This window comes from Fibrobacter sp. UBA4309, from assembly GCF_002395745.1.
GTDB lineage: Bacteria > Fibrobacterota > Fibrobacteria > Fibrobacterales > Fibrobacteraceae > Fibrobacter.
The window spans coordinates 1-20,380 of record NZ_DGUN01000051.1; the positions used below are offsets into that span (position 1 = coordinate 1).

At 53.2% G+C, this 20,380-nt stretch carries 18 protein-coding genes; 8 read left to right on the forward strand and 10 right to left on the reverse strand.

Going from position 1 to position 20,380, the window contains the following annotated elements:
- The coding region (locus B3M32_RS07235; protein WP_290744678.1) for an acyl-CoA dehydrogenase family protein at window positions 1-1,007 on the forward strand (1,007 nt) is incomplete at its 5' end.
- A 111-nt stretch (window positions 1,008-1,118) separates the two neighbouring features.
- Here the strand turns inward: B3M32_RS07235 and B3M32_RS07240 are convergent.
- The 4 genes from B3M32_RS07240 to rpsB form a co-directional block, all read right to left on the reverse strand.
- Window positions 1,119-2,144 carry a hypothetical protein gene (locus B3M32_RS07240; protein WP_290744680.1) on the reverse strand — a complete coding sequence of 342 codons (1,026 nt, stop codon included), beginning with the start codon at window positions 2,142-2,144 and terminating at the stop codon, window positions 1,119-1,121.
- Between the two features lie 2 nt (window positions 2,145-2,146).
- A complete protein-coding gene (gene glf / locus B3M32_RS07245; protein WP_290744682.1) occupies window positions 2,147-3,271 on the reverse strand; it encodes a UDP-galactopyranose mutase in 1,125 nt (374 codons plus the stop codon).
- Window positions 3,272-3,443: 172 nt separating this feature from the next.
- Window positions 3,444-4,325, reverse strand: coding sequence for a translation elongation factor Ts (gene tsf / locus B3M32_RS07250; protein ID WP_290744684.1), 882 nt, complete (start codon window positions 4,323-4,325; stop codon window positions 3,444-3,446).
- A 1-nt stretch (window position 4,326) separates the two neighbouring features.
- A complete protein-coding gene (gene rpsB / locus B3M32_RS07255) occupies window positions 4,327-5,064 on the reverse strand; it encodes a 30S ribosomal protein S2 (RefSeq protein WP_290744686.1) in 738 nt (245 codons plus the stop codon).
- Between the two features lie 174 nt (window positions 5,065-5,238).
- On the opposite strand from rpsB, the gene B3M32_RS07260 reads away from it, so the two are divergent.
- Window positions 5,239-5,994 (forward strand): flavodoxin family protein, encoded by a 756-nt coding sequence (locus B3M32_RS07260; protein ID WP_290744689.1) that lies wholly within the window; start codon window positions 5,239-5,241, stop codon window positions 5,992-5,994.
- Here the strand turns inward: B3M32_RS07260 and B3M32_RS07265 are convergent.
- The 6 genes from B3M32_RS07265 to sppA all read right to left on the reverse strand — a co-directional run bounded on the left by B3M32_RS07265 (window position 5,991) and on the right by sppA (window position 11,962).
- Window positions 5,991-6,635: a hypothetical protein gene (locus tag B3M32_RS07265; protein ID WP_290744691.1), complete on the reverse strand. Its 645-nt coding sequence runs from the start codon at window positions 6,633-6,635 to the stop codon at window positions 5,991-5,993. The two genes, B3M32_RS07260 and B3M32_RS07265, sit on opposite strands and share 4 nt — an antisense overlap.
- Window positions 6,625-7,458, reverse strand: coding sequence for a hypothetical protein (locus B3M32_RS07270; protein WP_290744693.1), 834 nt, complete (start codon window positions 7,456-7,458; stop codon window positions 6,625-6,627). The genes B3M32_RS07265 and B3M32_RS07270 overlap by 11 nt, the downstream gene beginning before the upstream one ends.
- A 64-nt stretch (window positions 7,459-7,522) precedes the next feature.
- Window positions 7,523-7,927 (reverse strand): 30S ribosomal protein S9, encoded by a 405-nt coding sequence (gene rpsI, locus B3M32_RS07275; protein ID WP_173447304.1) that lies wholly within the window; start codon window positions 7,925-7,927, stop codon window positions 7,523-7,525.
- A gap of 21 nt (window positions 7,928-7,948) precedes the next feature.
- Window positions 7,949-8,377: a 50S ribosomal protein L13 gene (gene rplM, locus B3M32_RS07280; protein WP_290744695.1), complete on the reverse strand. Its 429-nt coding sequence runs from the start codon at window positions 8,375-8,377 to the stop codon at window positions 7,949-7,951.
- Between the two features lie 222 nt (window positions 8,378-8,599).
- Entirely contained in the window at window positions 8,600-9,661 is a 1,062-nt protein-coding gene (locus B3M32_RS07285; RefSeq protein WP_290744697.1) for a hemolysin family protein, read from the reverse strand.
- 6 nt (window positions 9,662-9,667) lie between these two features.
- Window positions 9,668-11,962, reverse strand: a complete 2,295-nt coding sequence (gene sppA, locus B3M32_RS07290; RefSeq protein WP_290744699.1) for a signal peptide peptidase SppA — start codon at window positions 11,960-11,962, stop codon at window positions 9,668-9,670.
- 55 nt (window positions 11,963-12,017) lie between these two features.
- Here sppA and B3M32_RS07295 point away from each other — a divergent pair, with 55 nt between their 5' ends.
- Genes B3M32_RS07295 through B3M32_RS07320 form a run of 6 tightly spaced genes read left to right on the forward strand, consistent with a single transcriptional unit; the run spans window position 12,018 to window position 20,378 of the window.
- Complete coding sequence (locus B3M32_RS07295; RefSeq protein ID WP_290744701.1) at window positions 12,018-13,034, forward strand: glycosyltransferase family 2 protein; 1,017 nt, start codon at window positions 12,018-12,020, stop codon at window positions 13,032-13,034.
- Window position 13,035: 1 nt separating this feature from the next.
- A complete protein-coding gene (locus B3M32_RS07300; protein WP_290744703.1) occupies window positions 13,036-13,944 on the forward strand; it encodes a LicD family protein in 909 nt (302 codons plus the stop codon).
- Between the two features lie 10 nt (window positions 13,945-13,954).
- Complete coding sequence (locus tag B3M32_RS07305) at window positions 13,955-15,412, forward strand: lipopolysaccharide biosynthesis protein (protein ID WP_290744705.1); 1,458 nt, start codon at window positions 13,955-13,957, stop codon at window positions 15,410-15,412.
- Window positions 15,413-15,447: 35 nt separating this feature from the next.
- Window positions 15,448-17,274, forward strand: coding sequence for an aminotransferase class I/II-fold pyridoxal phosphate-dependent enzyme (locus tag B3M32_RS07310; RefSeq protein WP_290744707.1), 1,827 nt, complete (start codon window positions 15,448-15,450; stop codon window positions 17,272-17,274).
- Entirely contained in the window at window positions 17,271-18,236 is a 966-nt protein-coding gene (locus B3M32_RS07315) for a hypothetical protein (RefSeq protein WP_290744709.1), read from the forward strand. The genes B3M32_RS07310 and B3M32_RS07315 overlap by 4 nt, the downstream gene beginning before the upstream one ends.
- Window positions 18,237-18,275: 39 nt before the next feature.
- Window positions 18,276-20,378, forward strand: coding sequence for a polysaccharide biosynthesis tyrosine autokinase (locus B3M32_RS07320; protein WP_290744711.1), 2,103 nt, complete (start codon window positions 18,276-18,278; stop codon window positions 20,376-20,378).
- The last annotated feature ends 2 nt before the right edge of the window (window positions 20,379-20,380 follow it).

Below are 20,380 nucleotides of genomic sequence, written 5' to 3' on the forward strand. Positions count from 1 at the left end.
TGTTCATCTACGACAAGCGCGACGGCGGCGTGAACGTGCGCCGCATCGAGAACAAGCTCGGCATCCACGGAAGCCCGACCTGCGAACTTGTCTACAAGAACGCGAAGGCTGAACTCTGCGGCCGCCGTAAGTTCGGTCTCATCAAGTACGTGATGGCCCTCATGAACGGTGCACGCCTCGGCATTGCCGCACAGTCCGTGGGCATCAGCCAGATGGCTTACAACGAAGCTCTCGCCTACGCCAAGGACCGTAAGCAGTTCGGTCAGGCTATCGTGAACTTCCCGGCCGTCTACGAGATGATTTCCAACATCAAGGCTCGCCTCGACGCAGGCCGCGCTCTCCTGTACCAGACAGCCCGCTATGTAGATATCTACAAGGGCCTCGAGGACATCGAGCGCACCCGCAAGCTCACCGACGAGGAGAAGGCAGAACTCAAGCTCTACCAGAAGCTCGCTTCCGCTTGCACGCCGCTTGCAAAGGGCATGAACTCCGAATACGCAAACCAGAACAGCTACGACTGTATCCAGGTTCACGGCGGTTCGGGCTACATGCTCGAATACGCTTGCCAGCGCCTGTACCGCGACGCCCGTATCACTTCGATTTACGAAGGTACGACGCAGTTGCAGACGGTTGCCGCTCTCCCGCACGTGACCACCGGTACTTACAGCCAGATGCTCGAAGAATTCGAAGCCCAGGATGTGCGCCCGGAATACGAAGCACTCAAGGCCCGCGCAAAGGCCATGGACGCCAAGTACAACGAAGCTGTGGAATTCGTGAAGTCCGTCGAGAACAACGAGTTCACCGACCTTTGCAGCCGTCACCTCTACGAACTCGCCGCCAACTGCGTGATGAGCCAACTCATGCTCCGCGACGCCACCAAGGCACCTGAACTGTTCGACAAGAGCATGAAGGTGTACTTGAACCTCGCCGAAGCCGAAGTCGCAAAGCACTACAACTTCGTGAAGAGCCTCGACGGCGCCGCGATGGAAAGCTACAAGCAGGCGTAAGAAGTGGTAAGTGGTTAGTGGCTAGTGATTAGTGAATAATCGCGGCTACGCCGCCTACTGAAACGCGAAAAGAAATTGCCCCGGCTCGTTTGAGTCGGGGCAATTTCTTTTTTACAAGTCTTCTTTCTCTTTATCCAAGATACACCAGACACCCGAATATTGGCTTGCCACTCCTAGAGGGCGGCAAAGTCTCGGGAAGACATCCGACGAGACGCCCATATTGCGCTGGATGCACTTGATGGCATCGTTATGATACTTTCCATAACCCTTGCACGATTCTTCCGGTGTGGCGTCAGAAGCGCTTTCGTAGCCCTTGGTTGTACAGGTCTCGTTTTTAAAGATCCATGTACTTTGGGAGCCCGTTATTTTCACATTGTATTTCTCGATGAAAATGGTGTCGACATAAGCCGAACTGGAATCGTCACCGACAAACGTCACCAGGGAATCATTTTCGAAATAGCTCTTTTTCCATCCGGTATGCAAGCTTGTATCCACCTGGGGCTGCACCGTGTAACTGGGATTCCTTTTTTGCCACACGGAAACAGTCGAATCCGTCAGCTGGACCAGCATCAGGATTTTTTCAAACTCGCCATAGTAAAAGACATCTCCACCGACCGTAATTTTTTTCGTATAGGCATACTCGTCTTCGCGGCAATCGCCCCAGACATAAGTGGAACAATTCTGCACATCGGAAAACAGGAGGGAGTCCTCATGGGCAATAAGCACCCAATCCATCCAGTAACCCGTCGCCATATAGGTGACGCCCACTTCTCCGTTCGGCACTTCTTTCACATAGCACGATGAATAGTTTTTCTGTTCGCCAGATACGACATTCTTTGTATTCTCGCCATACTCCGGCTCATTTTCGGCATAGTGTTCATAGCCATATATTTCAAATGTGGCACCGGCGGTATCAAAAGGAAGCTGGTCTTCTGACGAGGAGCTAGTTACCGGCTCTTCCGACGAAGAACTGCCAGGCGTTTCTTGCGAAGACGAACTCACCGCAAGCTCTTCTGACGAAGAAAGTTCCTCCGCTTCTTCCTGTGATTCCAGTTCCTGTGTCCGCGATGAAACTGACCCATCGCAGGCCGCCAAGAGCGCGACTGCGCCGACGAACAAAAAGCCAAGACCTTTCATAACTAAATATCCTTGATGTTCAACACCTGCTCGATCACAGGCGCCATGTCATAATACCTGTACTGTCCCAGGCGGCCCCCGAAAAGGACATCCTTTTCGTCCGCAACCAGTTTGCGATATTCTTCGGCCAGGGAATTATTGCGGTCGTCGTTTACAGGATAATAGGGTTCCATCCCAATCTTGTATTCCGTAGAATACTCTTCGGAAATGACCGTCTTGGGACAGTCATAGACGGCCTGGCCAAACATTTCGAAATGCTTGTGCTCGATAATGCGCGTGTACGGTTGGTCATGCGAGGTGTAGTTGACAACAGCGTTCCCCTGGAAATTCGGGAAATCTTCTACGCGCGTCTTGAAGCTGACCGTGCGCCAATCCAGCCGCCCGAGCCTATAGTCGAAATATTCGTCAAGGGCTCCTGTATAGACGAGCTTGTCCGCCACATGGCGCCAGTTTTTCTTGTAGTCCGTAAAGAAATCGACTCCGGTACGGCACTCGACGCCCCGCAGCAATCCGTCGACAAGCTTATTGTAACCGCCAACGGGAATTCCCTGGTACTTGTCGTTGAAATAATTGTTGTCGTACACAAAGCGGACCGGCAGACGCTTGATGATAAACGCAGGCAAATCCTTACAGCTGCGCCCCCATTGTTTTTCGGTATACTCCTTGATGAGTTTTTCGAAGATATCCTTGCCCACAAGCGAAAGCGCCTGTTCTTCGAGGTTTGCGGGTTCGCGATGGCCCAACGCCGCGACCGCCTCCGCTTTTTGCTCCTCAATTTTTGCACTGGCTTCGGCAGGAGTCGTCACGCCCCACATCTGGTAGAACGTGTTCATGTTGAACGGCAAGTTATAGAGCTTGCCCTTGTAGTTGGCAACAGGGCTATTCGTATAGCGGTTGAACTCCACGATCGAGTTCACGAAATCCCACACCTGCTTGTTGTTGGTATGGAAAATATGAGCCCCATACTTGTGGACATTGATGCCTTCAACGTTTTCACAGTAGACGTTGCCGCCCAGGTGTTCGCGCTTATCGATAACGAGACATTTCTTGCCCGCCTTGGTGGCACGGTAGGCAAAAGTCGCCCCGAACAAGCCCGAACCGACGATGAGGTAATCAAACTGATTCATTTTACCACTGTATAACCTTTTGATGGAATATAAAAAACTGGCCGCCCCGCGAGGGAGCGACCAATTCAATTTACGGTCTGGATCCTTCGCGCTGTCGCGCTCAGGATGACACGATAAGCTATTTGCTCAAAGGGCCGAAGGCCCGACCTCATAGCTCATCGCCCAAAACCTCTTAGTTACCGCGTTCGAAGCGGATGAAGTTCACAACCTTCAGGCTTGCAAGACCGAGCTGCTTGGCGACGACTTCCTGGAGGTAGTCCTTGACGCTGAGCTTCTTCGGGTTCTTTTCGGACATGAAGAATTCCTGGTCTTCGAGAACGATTTCCTTGAGGACCTTAGCCACGCGGCCATCGATCTGGCGCTGCATGAACTCAGGCTTGGTCTGCTTGCCGGAGGCTTCGATCTGGGCCTTGGCAATTTCCTTTTCCTTTTCGATCGTTTCGGCCGGAACGGAAGCATCGTTCAGGGCGACCGGAGCGAAAGCGGCAGCCTGCATGGCGATGTCCTTGGCGGCAGCCTTAAGGGCGGCTTCGTCGGCAGAGCCTTCGTAAGCGAGTTCGGTAATCACACCGATCTTGCCCTTCATGTGGCTGTACACACCGAACACGGAGTTCGGAACCTTCTTGAGCTCGGCGAACTTGCGGAAGTCGATGTTTTCCTGGATCTTCACGAGCACGTCCTGGAGACGGTCGCCAACCTTGACGCCATCGACGACGGCGTTCTTCAAGTCATCGACAGAAGCGATGGCCTGAGTTTCGACAGCCTTGACGGCGAGAGCGGCGAGAGCCACGAAGTCGTCGTTGTTGGACACCGGTTCGGTCTCGCAGGAGAGTTCGAATGCGGCAGCCTTGTCGGCGGTTTCGATGAGGTAGATGCGGCCTTCCTTGGCGGCCTTGTCGGCACGCTTGGCAGCAACGGCAGCACCCTGCTTGCGCAGGAGCTCGATGGCCTTGTCCATGTCGCCATCAGTTTCGACGAGGGCCTTCTTGCACTGCATCATGCCCACGCCAGTCTTCTGGCGGAGTTCGTTAACGAGGGAAGCGGTAATCTGCATATTACTTGTCCTCGCCGTTATCGAACTTCTTAGCTTCTTCCTTGGAAGCCTTCTTGTCAGTGGAACGGGCCTTGACGTTGGCAGCGATGTAGTCCACAATGAGCTTGATGGACTTCACGGCGTCGTCGTTGGCCGGAATCGGATAGTCCACGAGAGTCGGGTCGACGTTCGTGTCGCAGATGCCGATGATAGGAATGTGGAGGCGACGGGCTTCGGCCACGGCAATCTTTTCGTGGGCGAGGTCGGTCACGACCAGGAGACCCGGAAGGTTCACCATTTCACGGATGCCGCCGAACACGCCGAGCAGCTTTTCGCGTTCACGGTTCTTGTCGAGAACTTCCTTCTTGGAGAGGGCCTGGAAGGTACCGTCCTGTTCCATGGCGTCGATCTTGTCGATCTTCTTGATGGACTTGCGGACAGTCTGGAAGTTCGTGAGCATACCACCGAGCCAGCGGTTGGTGACGGAGAACTGGTTGCAGGTCGCGGCAGCGTCGAGCACGCACTGGCGGGCAGTCGGCTTGGTGCCGACGAAGAGCACGGTCTTGCCGGATTCGGAAATCTTGGCAGCGGCCTTGGCAGCTTCTTCGAGGAGGTCACGGGTCTTGGACAGGTTGAGAACGTAGATGCCGTTCTTTTCAGCCAAGATGTAGGGTTTCATTTTCGGGTTCCAGCGCTGAGTCTGGTGACCAAAGTGGGAGCCTGCAGCGAGCAGGTCTTCAACGGAAGGCAGATTTGCCATAATGTATTCCTTTCGGTTAGTTCTACCCGGCATGCAAATAAGCCGCGAAGCGAAGCCCGAACCTAGGGGTGTGGACCGCGCCACCGAAGCGACTCTCGCAAGCCGGTGATTGGTTTCACTTAGGCGAAATTGCCCAAGCGCGCCAAAAGATAGAAAAATTCTAAATTTGTGTCCATGCCTGAAAAGAAGAAAATACTCGTAATGGTCGCGAGCCCCAAAAACGAACGCAGCGGGACGCTCATCCCGACCAAGGCCTTTGTGCAGGGAATCGAAGAAAACGGCGAATACGAGACGGAATACCTCTTTATAGACCGCCTGAACGTGAAACCGTGCCGGGGCTGCCTCAGTTGCTGGGGCCGCGAAGACGGAAGCTGCTTCATGAAGGACGACGACATCCCGATGGTGCGGGAGAAGCTCATCAACTCGGACATCGTCATCTGGAGTTTCCCGCTGTTCCTGTTCAGCATTCCCGGGCAGATGAAGGTCCTGATGGACCGCATTGTAGGCATGGTCCACCCCTACATGGGACAGAAGCTTAAGGAAGGCGCGAATGCGCTGAACTCGCACTTGCACGGGCTGCAGTTCCAAAAGGAAGGCCAGAAGATCATCTTGCTTTCGAGCTGCGCCTGGATGGACCTGGACGTCGTCTACGAACCCATCCGCAAGCAGTTCGACATCATCCTCGGGCACGAAGGCTATACGCTTATCGCCTGCCCGCAGATGCGCGCGCTCGACCACCGCGGAGGCCCGCGCCGCCTTGCCATGCTGCGTGAAAAATACCGCAAGGGCGGCGCAGAACTCGCCAAGACCGGCAAGCTCTCTCAAGAAGCGATTGACGTGATGCAGAAGCCCATCTTCAGCGACGAAGCTTACGTAACGCTCGTGACCGAGTTCGTCACGCACATGTTCGACCGCGACGACAATTTCTAGTTGCGTTTCTGGCCGAACCAGTAGGTAAAATAAAGGCGGAACCGGAGTTCGTGTATATCAACTTTGCGGTAACTATCCGTTTCCTTGTACATACCCAAGAATTCATAACCCGTCCGGAGTCCCAATTCGACGCCATTGTTCTTGTATCCAAAAGCAACCACTGCATCTAGCCAAAGGTCATTGCCGTAATCCACTTCTTCTTGCGAAAAGACTTCGGTTCCATCCACTTCAATTTTCTCGTCGACTTGCGGGATTCTGAAACTGGGACCCGCCGAAACAAACACGTTTTCCGCCACAAAAACATTCCACATCACGGTAAATTCCATACCGTAGGTTTCCACCGAGTCCACAACCGTTCGACGCAAGTATTCGTATTCACCCGCAAAACCGAAGGTTCCGTCTAGACCAATATCGGCAAGTACCGATGCCCTTGATGTAACAGGGAACGCCATTCTAAAATATATCCCGAAGCCAGCCGAATAATTATCGCTGTATAGATTTTTGTCGGAACCTGTCATGTACGACGGGCCCATGCCGAGCATGGCGCCCATACTGAACTTTTCGAAAGCGTCCACGCCATCTGCAAAAGCGGGAACGGCAAGCCACAAAGAAAGGAGAACGGTAACAATTTTATTTTGCATCGTTCACCACCGGGATTACAATGGGACTATCATTCACACCGCCGGACAAAATCAACTTATTCGGAAGCGGGCTCACTTTCAAGTAAGGATCAAGCGAATTTTTCGTCTCAAAATTAACATCCAGAGCCTCAACAACAACCATACCGGAACCAACCTCCCAATTGCCCGCAGAGTCAATCCTCTTGAGAACCTTGCTAAGATCAATGGAAAGGGAAGCTCGATTTTTCTTACCATCCGAAACAGAAAAAATGATTTTTCCAGCCGCATCGGCGTAAATCGTATCCTTAATGACGATTGTGGTATCGCGTTTAATCCATTCGTCTCCTTTATAATACCCTTCCAGCGTAATCGCATTGACAGAATCTTTTGCACAATTGAGGTTCATAACGGAGGGTACATAGGTATCGCCTTTCATGAATTCAATTTCACCCTGGAAATAGGAAATCAATGGTTTCATCTCGCCCGAACTTTCATCCTTGACTTGCAGGGAAAGGAGCGATGCGTCCTTGAATCCAGAAATCGTTTTGTAATAGGTGCAACCGGTATTAGGCGAGCAATCACTAATCCGGGACTCCTCCAAGGTAAAACCGGAGAAGACGATTCCGCAACTTTTCGACTTGGCAACCACTCGACAAGACAGAGCGAATTCCAAACCGGCAAGGTCCGTAAGCAGCACCTCGTTTTCTTTTTCGTTGACCGTGGTGATGTAGGAATCACCGCTGTTTGTGCTACAAGCGACAAACAATAAAAAAGAGAGCAATATGAAAGCAAGCTTTTCCATCAAAAACAAAATAAACTCAAAACGCACGAACAGCAAATTCATTTGTAAAATAAAAAGAAAAACCCCGGCGCGAAGCCAGGGTTTTCCATAAAAGCAATTTCGCAGATTAGCGCTTGCTGAACTGGAAGTGCTTACGAGCCTTCTTGCGGCCGAACTTCTTACGTTCAACGGCACGAGAGTCGCGAGTCATCAAGCCTTCCTTCTTGAGGGCCGGCTTGTCTTCGGCGTTGTTCGCGACGAGAGCGCGAGCGATGCCGAGACGGACAGCACCCATCTGGCCGGCGATTCCACCGCCGCGGGCGGTGACTTCGACGTCCCATTCTTCAGCGTTGCCGAGGATGGCGAACGGAAGGTTGGCGATCATGTTCTGCACTTCAGAATGGAAGTAATCCTTGAAATCACGACCATTGATAGTGCGCTTGCCGGAACCCGGCTTCAGGATCACAGCGGCGATGGCATTCTTGCGACGGCCGGTGCCGCGGTAGATCTTCTTATTCTTTGCGGTAGCGATAGATTTATCCTCCGTTCTAAATTACAAGTCTACGACTTCGGGATTCTGTGCTGCGTACGGATGTTCGGCGCCAGCAAAGATTTTGAGTTTCTTGACCATCTTGTGACCGAGAGCGCTGTGAGGGAGCATACCCCAGATAGCGGCCGTCAGCGGAGCGGTCGGATCCTTAGCCATGAGGTCGGCAAAGTTGATCCAGCGTTCGCCGGCGATGTGACCGGTGTGGTGGAAGTATTCCTTCTGCAGGTTCTTGTTGCCGCTCACAGCAACCTTTTCGGCGTTGATAACAACGACGAAGTCGCCAGTGTCGACGTTCGGGGAGAAGATGGCCTTGTGCTTGCCCATGAGGAGACGAGCAACTTCGCTTGCAACGCGTCCCATCGGCTTGTCCGCGGCATCCACAAGCTTCCACTTGCGGGAGACGGACTTCGGGTTTACCGTAATGGTCTTCATGTAAATCCTCTAGTTAAGATTTCCGGAGCAACCTTTGCCCCGTGAAAGTAGAGCCAAATATAGATGTTTTTCCAGACCCGAACAAGGGCAAAAAAAAGCTTTTTTCAAAAAAAGCCGCCATATTACGGACTTTTTTGTTGTATCAATTATATCAATTATAGCAATTAATAGAACAAAATTGCGTTTTTCGGTTTTTTCCCCGTTTTTTTTCGGGATTCCGCCCTACTTCCGGTTTTTCATCTCCCGACGCATGAACGCGAGCGCCTTGGAACGGCGACGGGCCGTTTCCTGCAGGTTCACGGACTCGTCGTACTCGTCCACGATTTCGCGTCCGAGAATTTCTTCGAGGACGTCTTCCAGGCTCACGATGCCGGCAATGGCGCCAAATTCGTCCACCACGCCCACCATGTGGCTGCGCTGCTTTAGGAACCGGAGCAACAGCTTGTCCAGGGCGACACTGTCGGGAATGAGCTGGAGCGGACGCATGAACTGGCGCAGTTTGACATCGCGGTTGCCTTCGGCCAGATGGTTGTACGCATCACGGCGCAGCACCACGCCAATCCAGGAATCCTTCTTTTCACCGTAAATCGGTATGCGGGAAAACGGCCAGTTGCCGCGTTCGTCAAGAGTCTCGCCGATGGTCTTGTCGGCCGGGAGGCTGAATACGACCTGCCGGGGCGTCATGACCTTACGCGCCGTCACCGACTTGAGCGAAAGGATGTTCTTGATGACGGAAGCCTGCTGGCGATCGATGACATCTTCGCGGAGGCCAAGGCTCACGAGGCTGTTGATGTCCTCGATACTCACGTCCTTCTTTTCTTCGCTTTCGTGCGTCCAGTGCTTAGTCAGCGTCAGGCAGAGCCAAATAACGCCCGTCCAGCCGAGAATCTTCGTGATGTAGTAGAACGGCACTGCCACCAGCGGGGCAGCAATCTTTGCCTGCTTCACGCCGAGCGTCTTCGGGGTAATCTCGCCAAAAAGCAAGATAAGCACCGTCAAGACAATAGGGAGCGCCATAGCTCCCGCCGAAGAAAGCCGCTTTACGGCAAGAGCCGTCGCAAGGGAAGCCCCCACGGTATTGGCGACAGTATTCACCACGAGCACCGAGGCGATGTAGCGGTCGATGTTTTCCTTCACATGCGTAAGGTACCGGGCCGTAAATTTCTTCTGGCGCTGCAGGAGTTCCACCGTAGAAGGCGGCACGCTATAGAACGACGCTTCCGTCACGGAGCAGAACGCCGATATCGCAAGGCAGGCAAGGACAGTAAGTACAATTTCTAGCATCGGATTCTACTCGTACATCAGCAGAGACGGTTCAATCGCCCAGAATCTAGTTTGTTCAAAATCAACAATATAATCCAGGAGAGCCCTGGGACTCGGCACAATAAAGTCGCTATCGGTATTCAGCTGGACAAGCTCGATGTCGGTAGACGCCCCGATATCGGCCATCTGCCTCGCCGCGGCGATGGCGGCATCCATGCCTCCCAGGCCATGCACCAGCCCGGCCTCGTACGCCTTGTAGCCGATCATCACGCGACCGCCGCCATATGCGGTATCGACCGTCGCCTGCGGGACTCCCGTCGCCTTCGAGACGACTCCGGTAAAGCGGTTGTAAAAGTCATCCATGTAATCCTGGAGGGCGGCCTTTTCTTCGTCGGTCCACGGGCGCGCAAAGGATTCCGCATCCGAATGTTCATGGGTCTTCACAAATTCCGTCTTGAGGCCAACCTTCTGCAGGAGCCCGCTCAAGTCCACCTTGCCTCCATAGATGCCGATACTCCCGACAATGGAATAGTCCTCGGCAAAAATCGCATCGGCACCGCAGGCGATGTAATAGCCGCCCGACGCCCCGACACTACCGATACTCGCCACCACGGGAATCCCCTGGCCGCTCACGTTCCGCAACGCATGCCAGATCTTGTCCGAGGCGATGGCGCTTCCGCCCGGCGAAGAAATGCGCACAATCAGCGCCTGGGCATCCGTAGAAGGCAATTTCCGCAAGGTCTCGCTGACCTCGGCCTCCATCTTCCCATCGATAGTCCCATCGATATTGAGCAGGGCGACCGATGCGCGGGGAGCCCAGCTTTCGTTGAACATACGGCGTTCACCCGGTTTCCACGTACTGAACTTCGCATAGGGGGCGTCCAGGTCGAAGAACGTCTTGAGCGCGTATGCCGGCACCTGGTCTATATAAAGCGTCGTATCGACAATCCCCGCCTGCATGGCATACTTCGCCGTCACCAACGGGACATTCGCAAGCGAATCCAGCTGCGCCTTGCGCTGTTCCAGGCTTGCCGCGCCGCCACGGCGGTTGTTCGCGACATTCGATTCGAGAACGCCCCACAGGTCCTTGTAGAGCGTCTCCGAATTTTCGCGGGCTTCCGCAGACATCGAATCGGCCACGTAGGGTTCCACCGCCGACTTGTACGCCCCATGGCGCAGGAATTCCACCTTCACGCCAAGCTTGTCCAGAAGACCCTTGTAGAACAAGACGCCACCGCCAAGGCCCCGCCACGTGAAATGGGCGGACGGCTCGACAACGATCCTGTCGGCAGACGATGCGGCCAGCAATACAGAAGGACGGACATCGTCAAGATAGGCTACCACCTTGCCGCCACGAGCCTTGTGCCTCTGCACCATGCGGTTGATTTCGGCAGACACGCCGAGGTTGCCCCTGTATCCCGAAAAGTCGAGGACGACAAGGCCGCACGAGGGGTCGTTAAAAAGATGTTCGAACAGGTTGCGCACCTTCAAGATGCCGATGGAATTCCTGCGGAAAAACGCGAATTCGTCTTCGACTTCTGAAACCTGCATGTTAAGCGGGACGCGCACGATCTGTGCCGAGAATGTCGCACGCGGATTACGCGCCCTGTGGATTCCCATGGAGCCGCCCTTAGGCAAGAAATCGTCAAAGACCTTTACCGACATGTCCGTGTATCCGCCGAAGGACGAAGACAGCGTAATCGTGTACTTGTCGTCATCGCCATAGATAGGCAGCTTGAAACCGACGCGGAGGTTGTACAGTTCCATTTCCAGGAGGAGCCGGTGCTCTTCCCAGTCTTCCAGATCATAGCTTACGCCAAAACTGCGGCCGAGCCTCAATGTCGCACCGACATTGTGCACCCGCTTCATGGACTCGGGCCCCACATAGAGCAGGTTGTCGCAGGAATAGCCGAGCGACACGTTCCGGAACGGACGAATCATCGCCCCCAAGGAATACATCCACTCCGTGCCGCCAAAATCGGCGCTCCTGAAAGCCGTGAAACGACTGCCGAGGAACAGGTAGCGATTCAGCAAATCCGTCGAATGGACCAGGTTCCAACGGGACTCGTCAAAACCCTCGCCATCCTGCCTATAGTCAAAAGAAACTCCCCAGTGGTCGAGATTGCCACCGACGCGGAAAGCGGAAATACCGTCATCGAACTGGTAATCGACTAGCGCGCCCCAGGAATCGAACGCGGCAAGACCCGCCGGGTTCGCAAAGAGGCCATGGTCGCCTTCCAGCGAAACAAAGCGGGATTCGCCGGGAATATACGCAAAAGCGGCGGCGCAAAACGCCAAAATACTAACTGCAAACTTCTTCATCGCAAACATATTAGAAAAAAATTATATTTGACGAAATTGACAAAGGCCCGAACCGATGCGCAAATCGCTCACAATAATCATCCCGACCTACAACATGGAACGGTACCTGGAAAAGTGCCTGTCCTCGCTGGTCGCCGATGAAAAGACAATGGAAAGCCTGGAAGCGCTCGTCGTCATCGACGGCGCCACAGACGGTTCGGAAGCCATCGCCCAGAAATTCCAGGCACAGCACCCGGAAACATTCCGCGTCATCAGCAAGGAAAACGGAAATTACGGGTCGTGCATCAACCGCGGGCTCCAAGAAGCTTCCGGCAAATACGTAAAGATCCTGGATGCCGACGACAGTTTCGATACTGCCAGCCTCGAAAAACTGGTAGATTTCCTGGGCAGAACCGACGTGGACCTTGTCATTACCGACTACAGGAAAGTGGGCGAAGACGGGAACGTCCTGGACACGCCGCATTTCTACACCACGGCCGGCAAGGACCTTGCCTTTTCGGCCATCAAGCCGAAACTTTCCATGGAAATGCACATGGTCACGTACAAGACGGAGAACCTGCGCCATATCGGTTACAGACAAACGGAGAAGGTTTCGTATACCGACCAGGAATGGATTTTCGCACCGATGATTTCGGTGAGCACGCTCCAGTATCTCGACATCGTCCTCTACAACTACCTCTGGGGACGCGAAGGACAGACCATGGACCCCGCAGTCGCAGCAAAGTCCCAGGCACAGCTGATGAAGGTCTGCATGGCGATGGCCCACACGTTTGAATCGCTGGACACCGACAGCATACACCGCGCCTACCTGCAAGAGCGACTCCACAAGAACCTGTTGCGCATCTACAGAAACTTCTTGTTGCGCTGCATCGTAAGCGACATAAGCCCGCTCGTCGACTTTGACGCAGAGCTCATGCACGCCAGCCCGACCATGTACAAGGTGACGGGCAGCTATATGCTCAACCACGTGTTTCCCTACGTAAAACTGTGGCGCCTGTTCAAATACAAGCATACACCTGCGCTATTGCGGAAAATCTATACCGGATGCAAGTCCGTGAGGAATCTCAAATAACATGGACATGCAAGAAGAAATCCGCAACGGTTACACCGTGACGGCGCAGACGAAGCGCGTATGGGCCATCCAGATGGACATGGCGAAAAAGCTCATCGACGTGTGCAACAGGAACGGGCTCAAGATATGGGCCGCAAGCGGGACACTCATTGGTTGCGTTCGCGACCACGGCTTTATCCCCTGGGACGACGACATCGACATGGTGATGCTTCGCGACGACTACGACAAGCTTCTCGCCATCGCCGACAGGGAATTCACCCACCCCTACTTTTTCCAGACGGCCTATTCCGAAAAGGCCCCGTACCCGAGGGAACATGCGCAACTGCGATACGAAGGCACCGCGGCAATCCTCCCCTACGACATCTTCGCCGATTTCGACCAGAGCATTTTCGTAGACATCTTCGTCATGGACGGGATTCCCGAGAGCGAAGAAAAAATCGCCCGCAAGCTGAAACGAATCAACAAGCTCAAGTTTTACCTGCAGAAAAAGACTTTCGGGTACAAGGTGCGCATCGGAGCCCCCTCCACCTGGATCAAGTGGCTCAAGCTCAAACTGCACTACCTGTTCCATTCATTCATTGGCACCTACCGGACATTCGAAGACGAGCTGCGCAAGGACCCGGTGAACGAGCGCAAGTTCGTCACCAAGATCGGGCTGTTCAGCACCATGCAGTACGTCTCCACCCGCAAGCTAGACAGGGAATGGTACCGCGACACGGAATACCTCCCGTTCGAAGACATGCAGATGCCCGTACCGAACGGATACGACCAGGTACTGAAAGCCCTCTACGGGGACTACATGAAACCGGCGAAAGCCCCTACCATCCATGGCGGGTTTGCCGCTCTGGACACGGAACATTCCTATAGGGATTACCTGCCCAAACTCCGGGCCGCACACGCTAAAAAGTAACTTTACCGATATGGCAGAAGAGAGCTTAAAGAACAAAGTGATTGGCGGCATGGCCTGGACCGGAGTCGAGAAGGTCGTAAGCAAGGCTGTCAACTTTGCCATCGGCATCGCACTCGCCCGCATGCTCGCCCCGACAGACTATGGCGTCGTGGGCATGCTCGCCATATTCATCGCCGTCGCGAACACGTTCACCGACAGCGGCCTTTCTAACGCGCTTATCCAGAAGCAGAACCGCACCGAAAAGGACTTCTGCACCATCTTCTACTTCAACGTAGGCGTGTCAATAGCATTCTATGCGGCACTCTTCTTCGCTTCTCCCTACATTGCGAAGTTCTACAACATGCCCATCCTCGAAGACGTGACGAAGGTCGTCGCGCTTTCGCTCGTGATTACCGGGTTTACCGCGGTGCAGCGCACAAGGCTCACGATCGATCTCAGGTTCCAGACGCAGGCGCTCATTTCCGTCATCAGCATCCTCGTGACGGGTGCCGTGGGCCTTACCCTCGCGTTCTTCGGATGGGGCGTATGGGCACTCGTGTTCCAGGCGCTTGCCGGCCAGCTTATTTCTTCCATCTGCATCTGGTACTGCTCGCGCTGGATGCCCAAGCTCATGTTCTCGAAGGAATCCTTCAAGTCGCTTTTCGGGTTCGGTTCCAAGCTGCTCTGCTCCAGCCTCATCAACACCATATACGGCAACCTCTACACGCTTGTCATCGGCAAGGCTTTCTCTCCGGCAGATGTAGGCTACTACAACAGGGGCAACGAATACGCCCTGCTCCCCACGCAGGCGCTGCAGGACATGGCACTGAAGGTGAATTTCCCCGTACTCGCCAAGATGCAGGACGACAACGAGAGGCTGCTCCGCGCCTACCGCAAGCTGCTGCGGACGCCGCTGTTCCTGCTTTACCCCGTGCTTACGACCATCGCCGTCATCGGGGAACCGCTTATCGAAATCATGATTGGCCCGAAATGGCTGCCCTGCGTGCCGCTATTGCAAGTTCTCTGTTTCGGCTACATGTTCTCGCCCCTCACCCATATCAACCTGAACCTGCTGTACGTGAAGGGACGTACCGACCTCGTACTCAAGCTAGAACTCATGAAGAAACCTATCGGTTTCGCGATCCTGTTCGCGACCCTCCCCTTCGGCATATATGCCCTGGTTATCGGCAAGGCCGCCTACGAGTTTGTCGCCTTCTCGTTCAACTGCTACTATACCGGGAAGATCCTCGGCTACGGCGAGCTGAAGCAGCTAAAGGTCCTGTTCCCGGTATTCATCCAGATTGCCGTCATGGGCGTCGTCACGCATTTTGCCATCATGCCTTTTGACGGGAGCGTTGCCAAGGTGGCCGTAGGCATCGTCACCGCCGCGGTCGTGTATTTCGGGATCGCCGCCGTCATCAAGGACGAGAGTTTTGCGGATATCAAGGAAATCGTGGTCAACAAGTTTAGCCGCAAAGCAGCCAAATAAAACTATATTCAAAAGAAAACGGAGAGCTCGGAAAGATGCAAGCAATCATCCTCGCTGCGGGAATGGGCAAACGCCTAGGCGAATACACCAAGAACAATACGAAATGCATGGTTCCCGTAAACGGGGTCCCCCTGATTGACCGAACGCTTCGCCAATTGAGCAAGTTCAGCCTCAACCGGGTCGTCATCGTCATCGGCTACGAAGGACAGAAGCTGAAGGATTACATCGGCAACGAACGCGACGGACTCAAGATTGAGTACGTAAACAACCCGATTTACGACAAGACGAACAACATCTATTCCCTCGCGCTAGCAGGAAAACAGCTGCAAGAAGACGATACGCTCCTTATCGAAAGCGACTTGATTTATGACGACGGGATGTTCGACTTGCTCTTGAGCAATCCGTTCCCCAACCTGGCCCTCGTCGCCAAATACGAAACCTGGATGGACGGCACCATGGTGAAAATCGACCGCGACAACAATATCGTCAACTTCGTCACCAAGGCAGCCTTTGACTATAGCGAAATCGGCAGCTACTACAAGACGGTCAACATCTACAAGTTCAGCAAGGATTTTTCGAAGACAAAGTACATTCCCTTCCTTGACGCCTACTGCAAGGCCGTCGGCAACAATGAATACTACGAAAATGTACTGCGCATCATATCGTTCCTGAGCAAGAGCGACCTCAAGGCCTTGCCCATCACCAACGAGAAGTGGTACGAGATCGACGACAAACAGGACCTGGATATCGCCGAAGCCCTATTCGCCGAAGAGAAGGATGTGCTCCGCAAGTATTACGGCCGTTATGGCGGTTTCTGGCGCTTCCCGCAAATGCTGGACTACTGCTACTTGGTAAACCCGTATTTCCGCAACTCCCGCATCATCGATGAGATGAACGCCAACTTCAGGACCCTGGTCGGTGAATACCCCTCGGGCATGAAGGTTAACACCCTGCTCGCTTCCAAGTGCTGGGGCGTCAAGGAAGAATACATCATCCCCGGCAACGGTGCCGCCGAACTGATCAAGGCCCTAATGGAAGAACTCCCAGGATCGCTCGGGATTATCCGTCCTACTTTCGAGGAATACCCGAACCGTCGCGACAAGGACAGCCTCGTCACCTTTGTACCGCAAAATGCCGACTATCGCTACTCCGTCAAGGACCTGATGGAATTCTTCGGCAAGAATCATGCCGAAAACCTGCTGTTGATCAATCCGGACAACCCGTCGGGTAACTTCATCGCCAAGAAAGACGTTCTCGCCCTCGCGAAGTGGAGCGAAGAAAACAGGACGCGCCTTGTCGTAGACGAAAGCTTTGTCGACTTCAGCCACGGCTACGAAGAAAACACCCTCCTCGACGACAGAATCCTGGAAACCTTTCCCCACCTGGTGGTAATGAAGAGCATTTCCAAGAGCTACGGGGTCCCCGGCATCCGTCTCGGAATCCTCTGTTCCGCAGACAAGGCGCTAATTGCCAAGATGAAAAAGACCGTGAGCATCTGGAACCTGAATAGTTTCGCCGAATTCTTCATGCAGATCTATACCAAGTACGAAAAGGACTACAAGATTGCCTGCGAGCAGTTCATTACGGAACGCGACCGTTTTGGCGACGAACTCCGCCAGGTAAAGTTCCTGCGGGTCATGCCCTCGGAAGCGAACTATTTCCTCTGCGAAATCCTCCCGCCGTTCACGGCGAACGGGCTCGTACTCGCCATGCTGAAGAAATACAACATCCTCATGCGCGACTGCAGCGACAAGAAGGGACTTGACGGCAAACAATACATGCGCATCGCCGTACGTAGCCACGAAGACAACGCGCGACTTATCAAGGCTTTCAAGGAGTTGGAAGCAGGAGCCACCGTATGAGAATCATATCCGAACAGACTATCCGCAGCCTCGGGATTTCGCCCAAACAATGCACTGACTGGATCTACGAAAGCTTTGCACTAAAAAGCGAAGCCCAGTTACCCGCCAAGATTAGCGTACACCCGACAGACACGGATTTCTTCACGTCGATGCCCTGCTTGCTTCCTGAATCCAAAAGCAATCCGGACATCCGCTATTTCGGCATCAAGGAAGTCCACCGCATCGAAGGCGCCGTACCGAGCCTAGGGAGCGACATGCTCCTGTACAACGCCAAGAACGGCGACCTCCTCGCCCTATTGGACGGCGACTGGATTACCACCATGCGGACGGGAGCGGTCGCGGCCGCTTCTTCCAAGGCGCTTCGAAAAAAGGATTCTTCCCGCTATGGTATGCTCGGGCTCGGCAACACCGCGCGAGCGAGCCTGCTCTGCATCCTTGAAGCCGAACCCGAAAAGCATTTTGATGTCAAACTGTTACGCTACAAGAATCAAGCGGAACTATTTATCCAGCGTTTCCAAAACTACAAGAATGTTTCTTTTGAAATCGTCGACGACGTCAAAGAAATCGCCCAGTCCGTCGATGTTCTCATCAGCTGCATCACCAGCGCGAACGGCCTTATCGTAGAAGACGAAAGCCTGTTCCCTCCCGGCATCACCATCATTCCGGTACACATGCGCGGGTTCCAGAACTGCGACACCACCTTTGACCGCGTTTTTGGAGACGATACCGGGCATGTGAGGAACTTCAAGTTCTTCCCGCAGTACCACGATTACAACGAAATCGGTGAAGTCCTCGCCGGCAGGGATCCCGGCCGCAAATCCGAAAATCAAAGGATTATCGACTATAATTACGGTTTAGGCCTGCACGACACTCTTTTTGCATCGAAAATTTACGAGATGACCCTCGACAAATCCCTCCCGGAAATACCCATCATCAAGGAAACGGATAAATTCTGGGTATAGGAAATTGTTAAATTAGCTCATATAAGCTAAAGGTATACTATGGCATCTGCAAAAAAAGAAGAAACCGACCTTTTTGACCTTCTAAAAGACCTAGCCAAGAATTGGCACATCATGTTGCCATGTCTTATCCTATCTGGAGTCATTGGCGTCATTGTCGCCCTGTGGATTAGGCCCGTATACCAGGTAGATGCCCTGCTGCAAATAGAATCTAAAAGTAACAAGGGAATGGCCGGAGCCATGATGGGCGGCCTCGGAAGCCTGTTTGCCAGTTCCAGCCCCGCCGAAACAGAAATCGAGCTCATCAAGAGCAGGCAGATTATCGGTGATGCTGTAGACAAAATGCACTTGCAATACATAGCTGTCCCAACGCGTAAATTGCAAAGGCTTTTGCACAAGGAAGGCCGAATGGAGCTAGTCCAGCTAGAAATTCCTTGGGACAATCTTCCCGAAGAAGAACGGGGCAAGCCGTGGGTTGCCGTTGTTAAAGACAGCCTCACATTCAAATTACTTGACCACAATAAAAAATTGATTGTCGACAACTGTCATGCCGGAGAAACCTATAAAATCCCCTATGCAGGTGATACGGTAACTTTCAGCGTTTTAAGAATGAACGTAAAAAAAGGACAATTTTTCAATCTGTATAAGAAAAATCGTCTTGACGCCATTGACGCGTTTAAAAGTGCATTTGAAATTAAAGAAAAAGGGAAGAAAACCGGAATTCTTGAATTCAGCTATCAAGACATTTACCCCGACCGCGCAACAGAAATCCTGAACGAAATTGCGACGACATACCTACGTCAAAACGTAGAGCGTAGCAACGCGGAAGCCCAGAAGACACTGGAATTCCTTGAAAAGCAGCTCCCCGAAGTCAAGGCACAAATGGATAGCGCCATGCTGCGCTTCAACCACTATCGCAACCGCGTAGGCTCTGTCGACATCAATGCAGAAACACGTCTCGTCCTGGAAAAACGCACCAAATTGCAACAAGACCTTCTGGTGCTTCAGCAGAAGAAACAAGATGCAATCCGGCTGTTCCAGCCTGAGCATCCCACCATCAAGACATATGAAGAACAAGAAAACGCCTTGAAACGCGAACTTGCTTCTAACACAAGCGAATCCAAAAGATTACCCGCAACACAGCAAGAAGTCCTAAAGCTCAGCAACGAAGTCGAACTGGCAAAAGTCATGTACACGACCATGCTCAACAACATCCAGCAGTTGAAATTGGTTTCCGCCGGCGAAGTCGGCTCCGTGCGCATCATCGACTTTGCCGAACAGGTTTCCAGGCCAACTAAGCCGAAGAAAAAAATGATCGTTCTCATTGCGCTTTTCTTTGGATTGTTGCTTGGCGCCGCCATCGTCAGCATCAAGAGCAAGTTCAGCAACGGCGTACGTGACGCCCACTTCATTGAACGCGAAACCGGCTACAGCGTCTACGCCAAGGTCCCGAAGGGCAATCCCAAGGGCACCAAGGGCACGAGGCCTCTTGCCGTGGTCGAACCTGACGATGTCGCCGTGGAAGCCCTCCGCGCCCTCCGTAGCTCTCTCGAATTCAGCATGGACGAAGGCTGCCGCCCCATCATCGGCATCAGCGGCCTTATCCCCGGCGTCGGGAAAAGCTTTATTTCTGTCAACTTGGCTGCACTATTCGCCGGGCTCGGCAAGAAGGTGCTCCTCATTGATGCAGACCTCCGCAAAGGCCGCCTACATAAGGAATTCGGAATCAAACGCGGGAACGGTCTATCACAATTCCTGCTCCACGAAACAACACTTGACGATGTCATTCACAGCACTGAAGTCGAGAATCTCTTTATCATACCCTGCGGACATGTTCCCAGCAACCCGTCCGAAATCCTGGGTTCCAAGCATTATTCCGACATGATCGACGAATTGGAAAAGCGCTACGACCTAATCATTGTCGACACGCCTCCAATTATGTTGGTAACCGATGCTGCACTTGCTTGCCGCCAAGCGTCTCAAATCGTGATGGTCATTGAATACAACAAACACGGTATTGAAGCAATCCAAGACGGCATGTCCCAATTGCTCAAGGGCAATACCAGTGCTCACGCCAGCTTTGTCATCAACAAATACCAGCATAGCCATTCCGATGGATTCGGATACAAGTATGGCAAATATTAGCC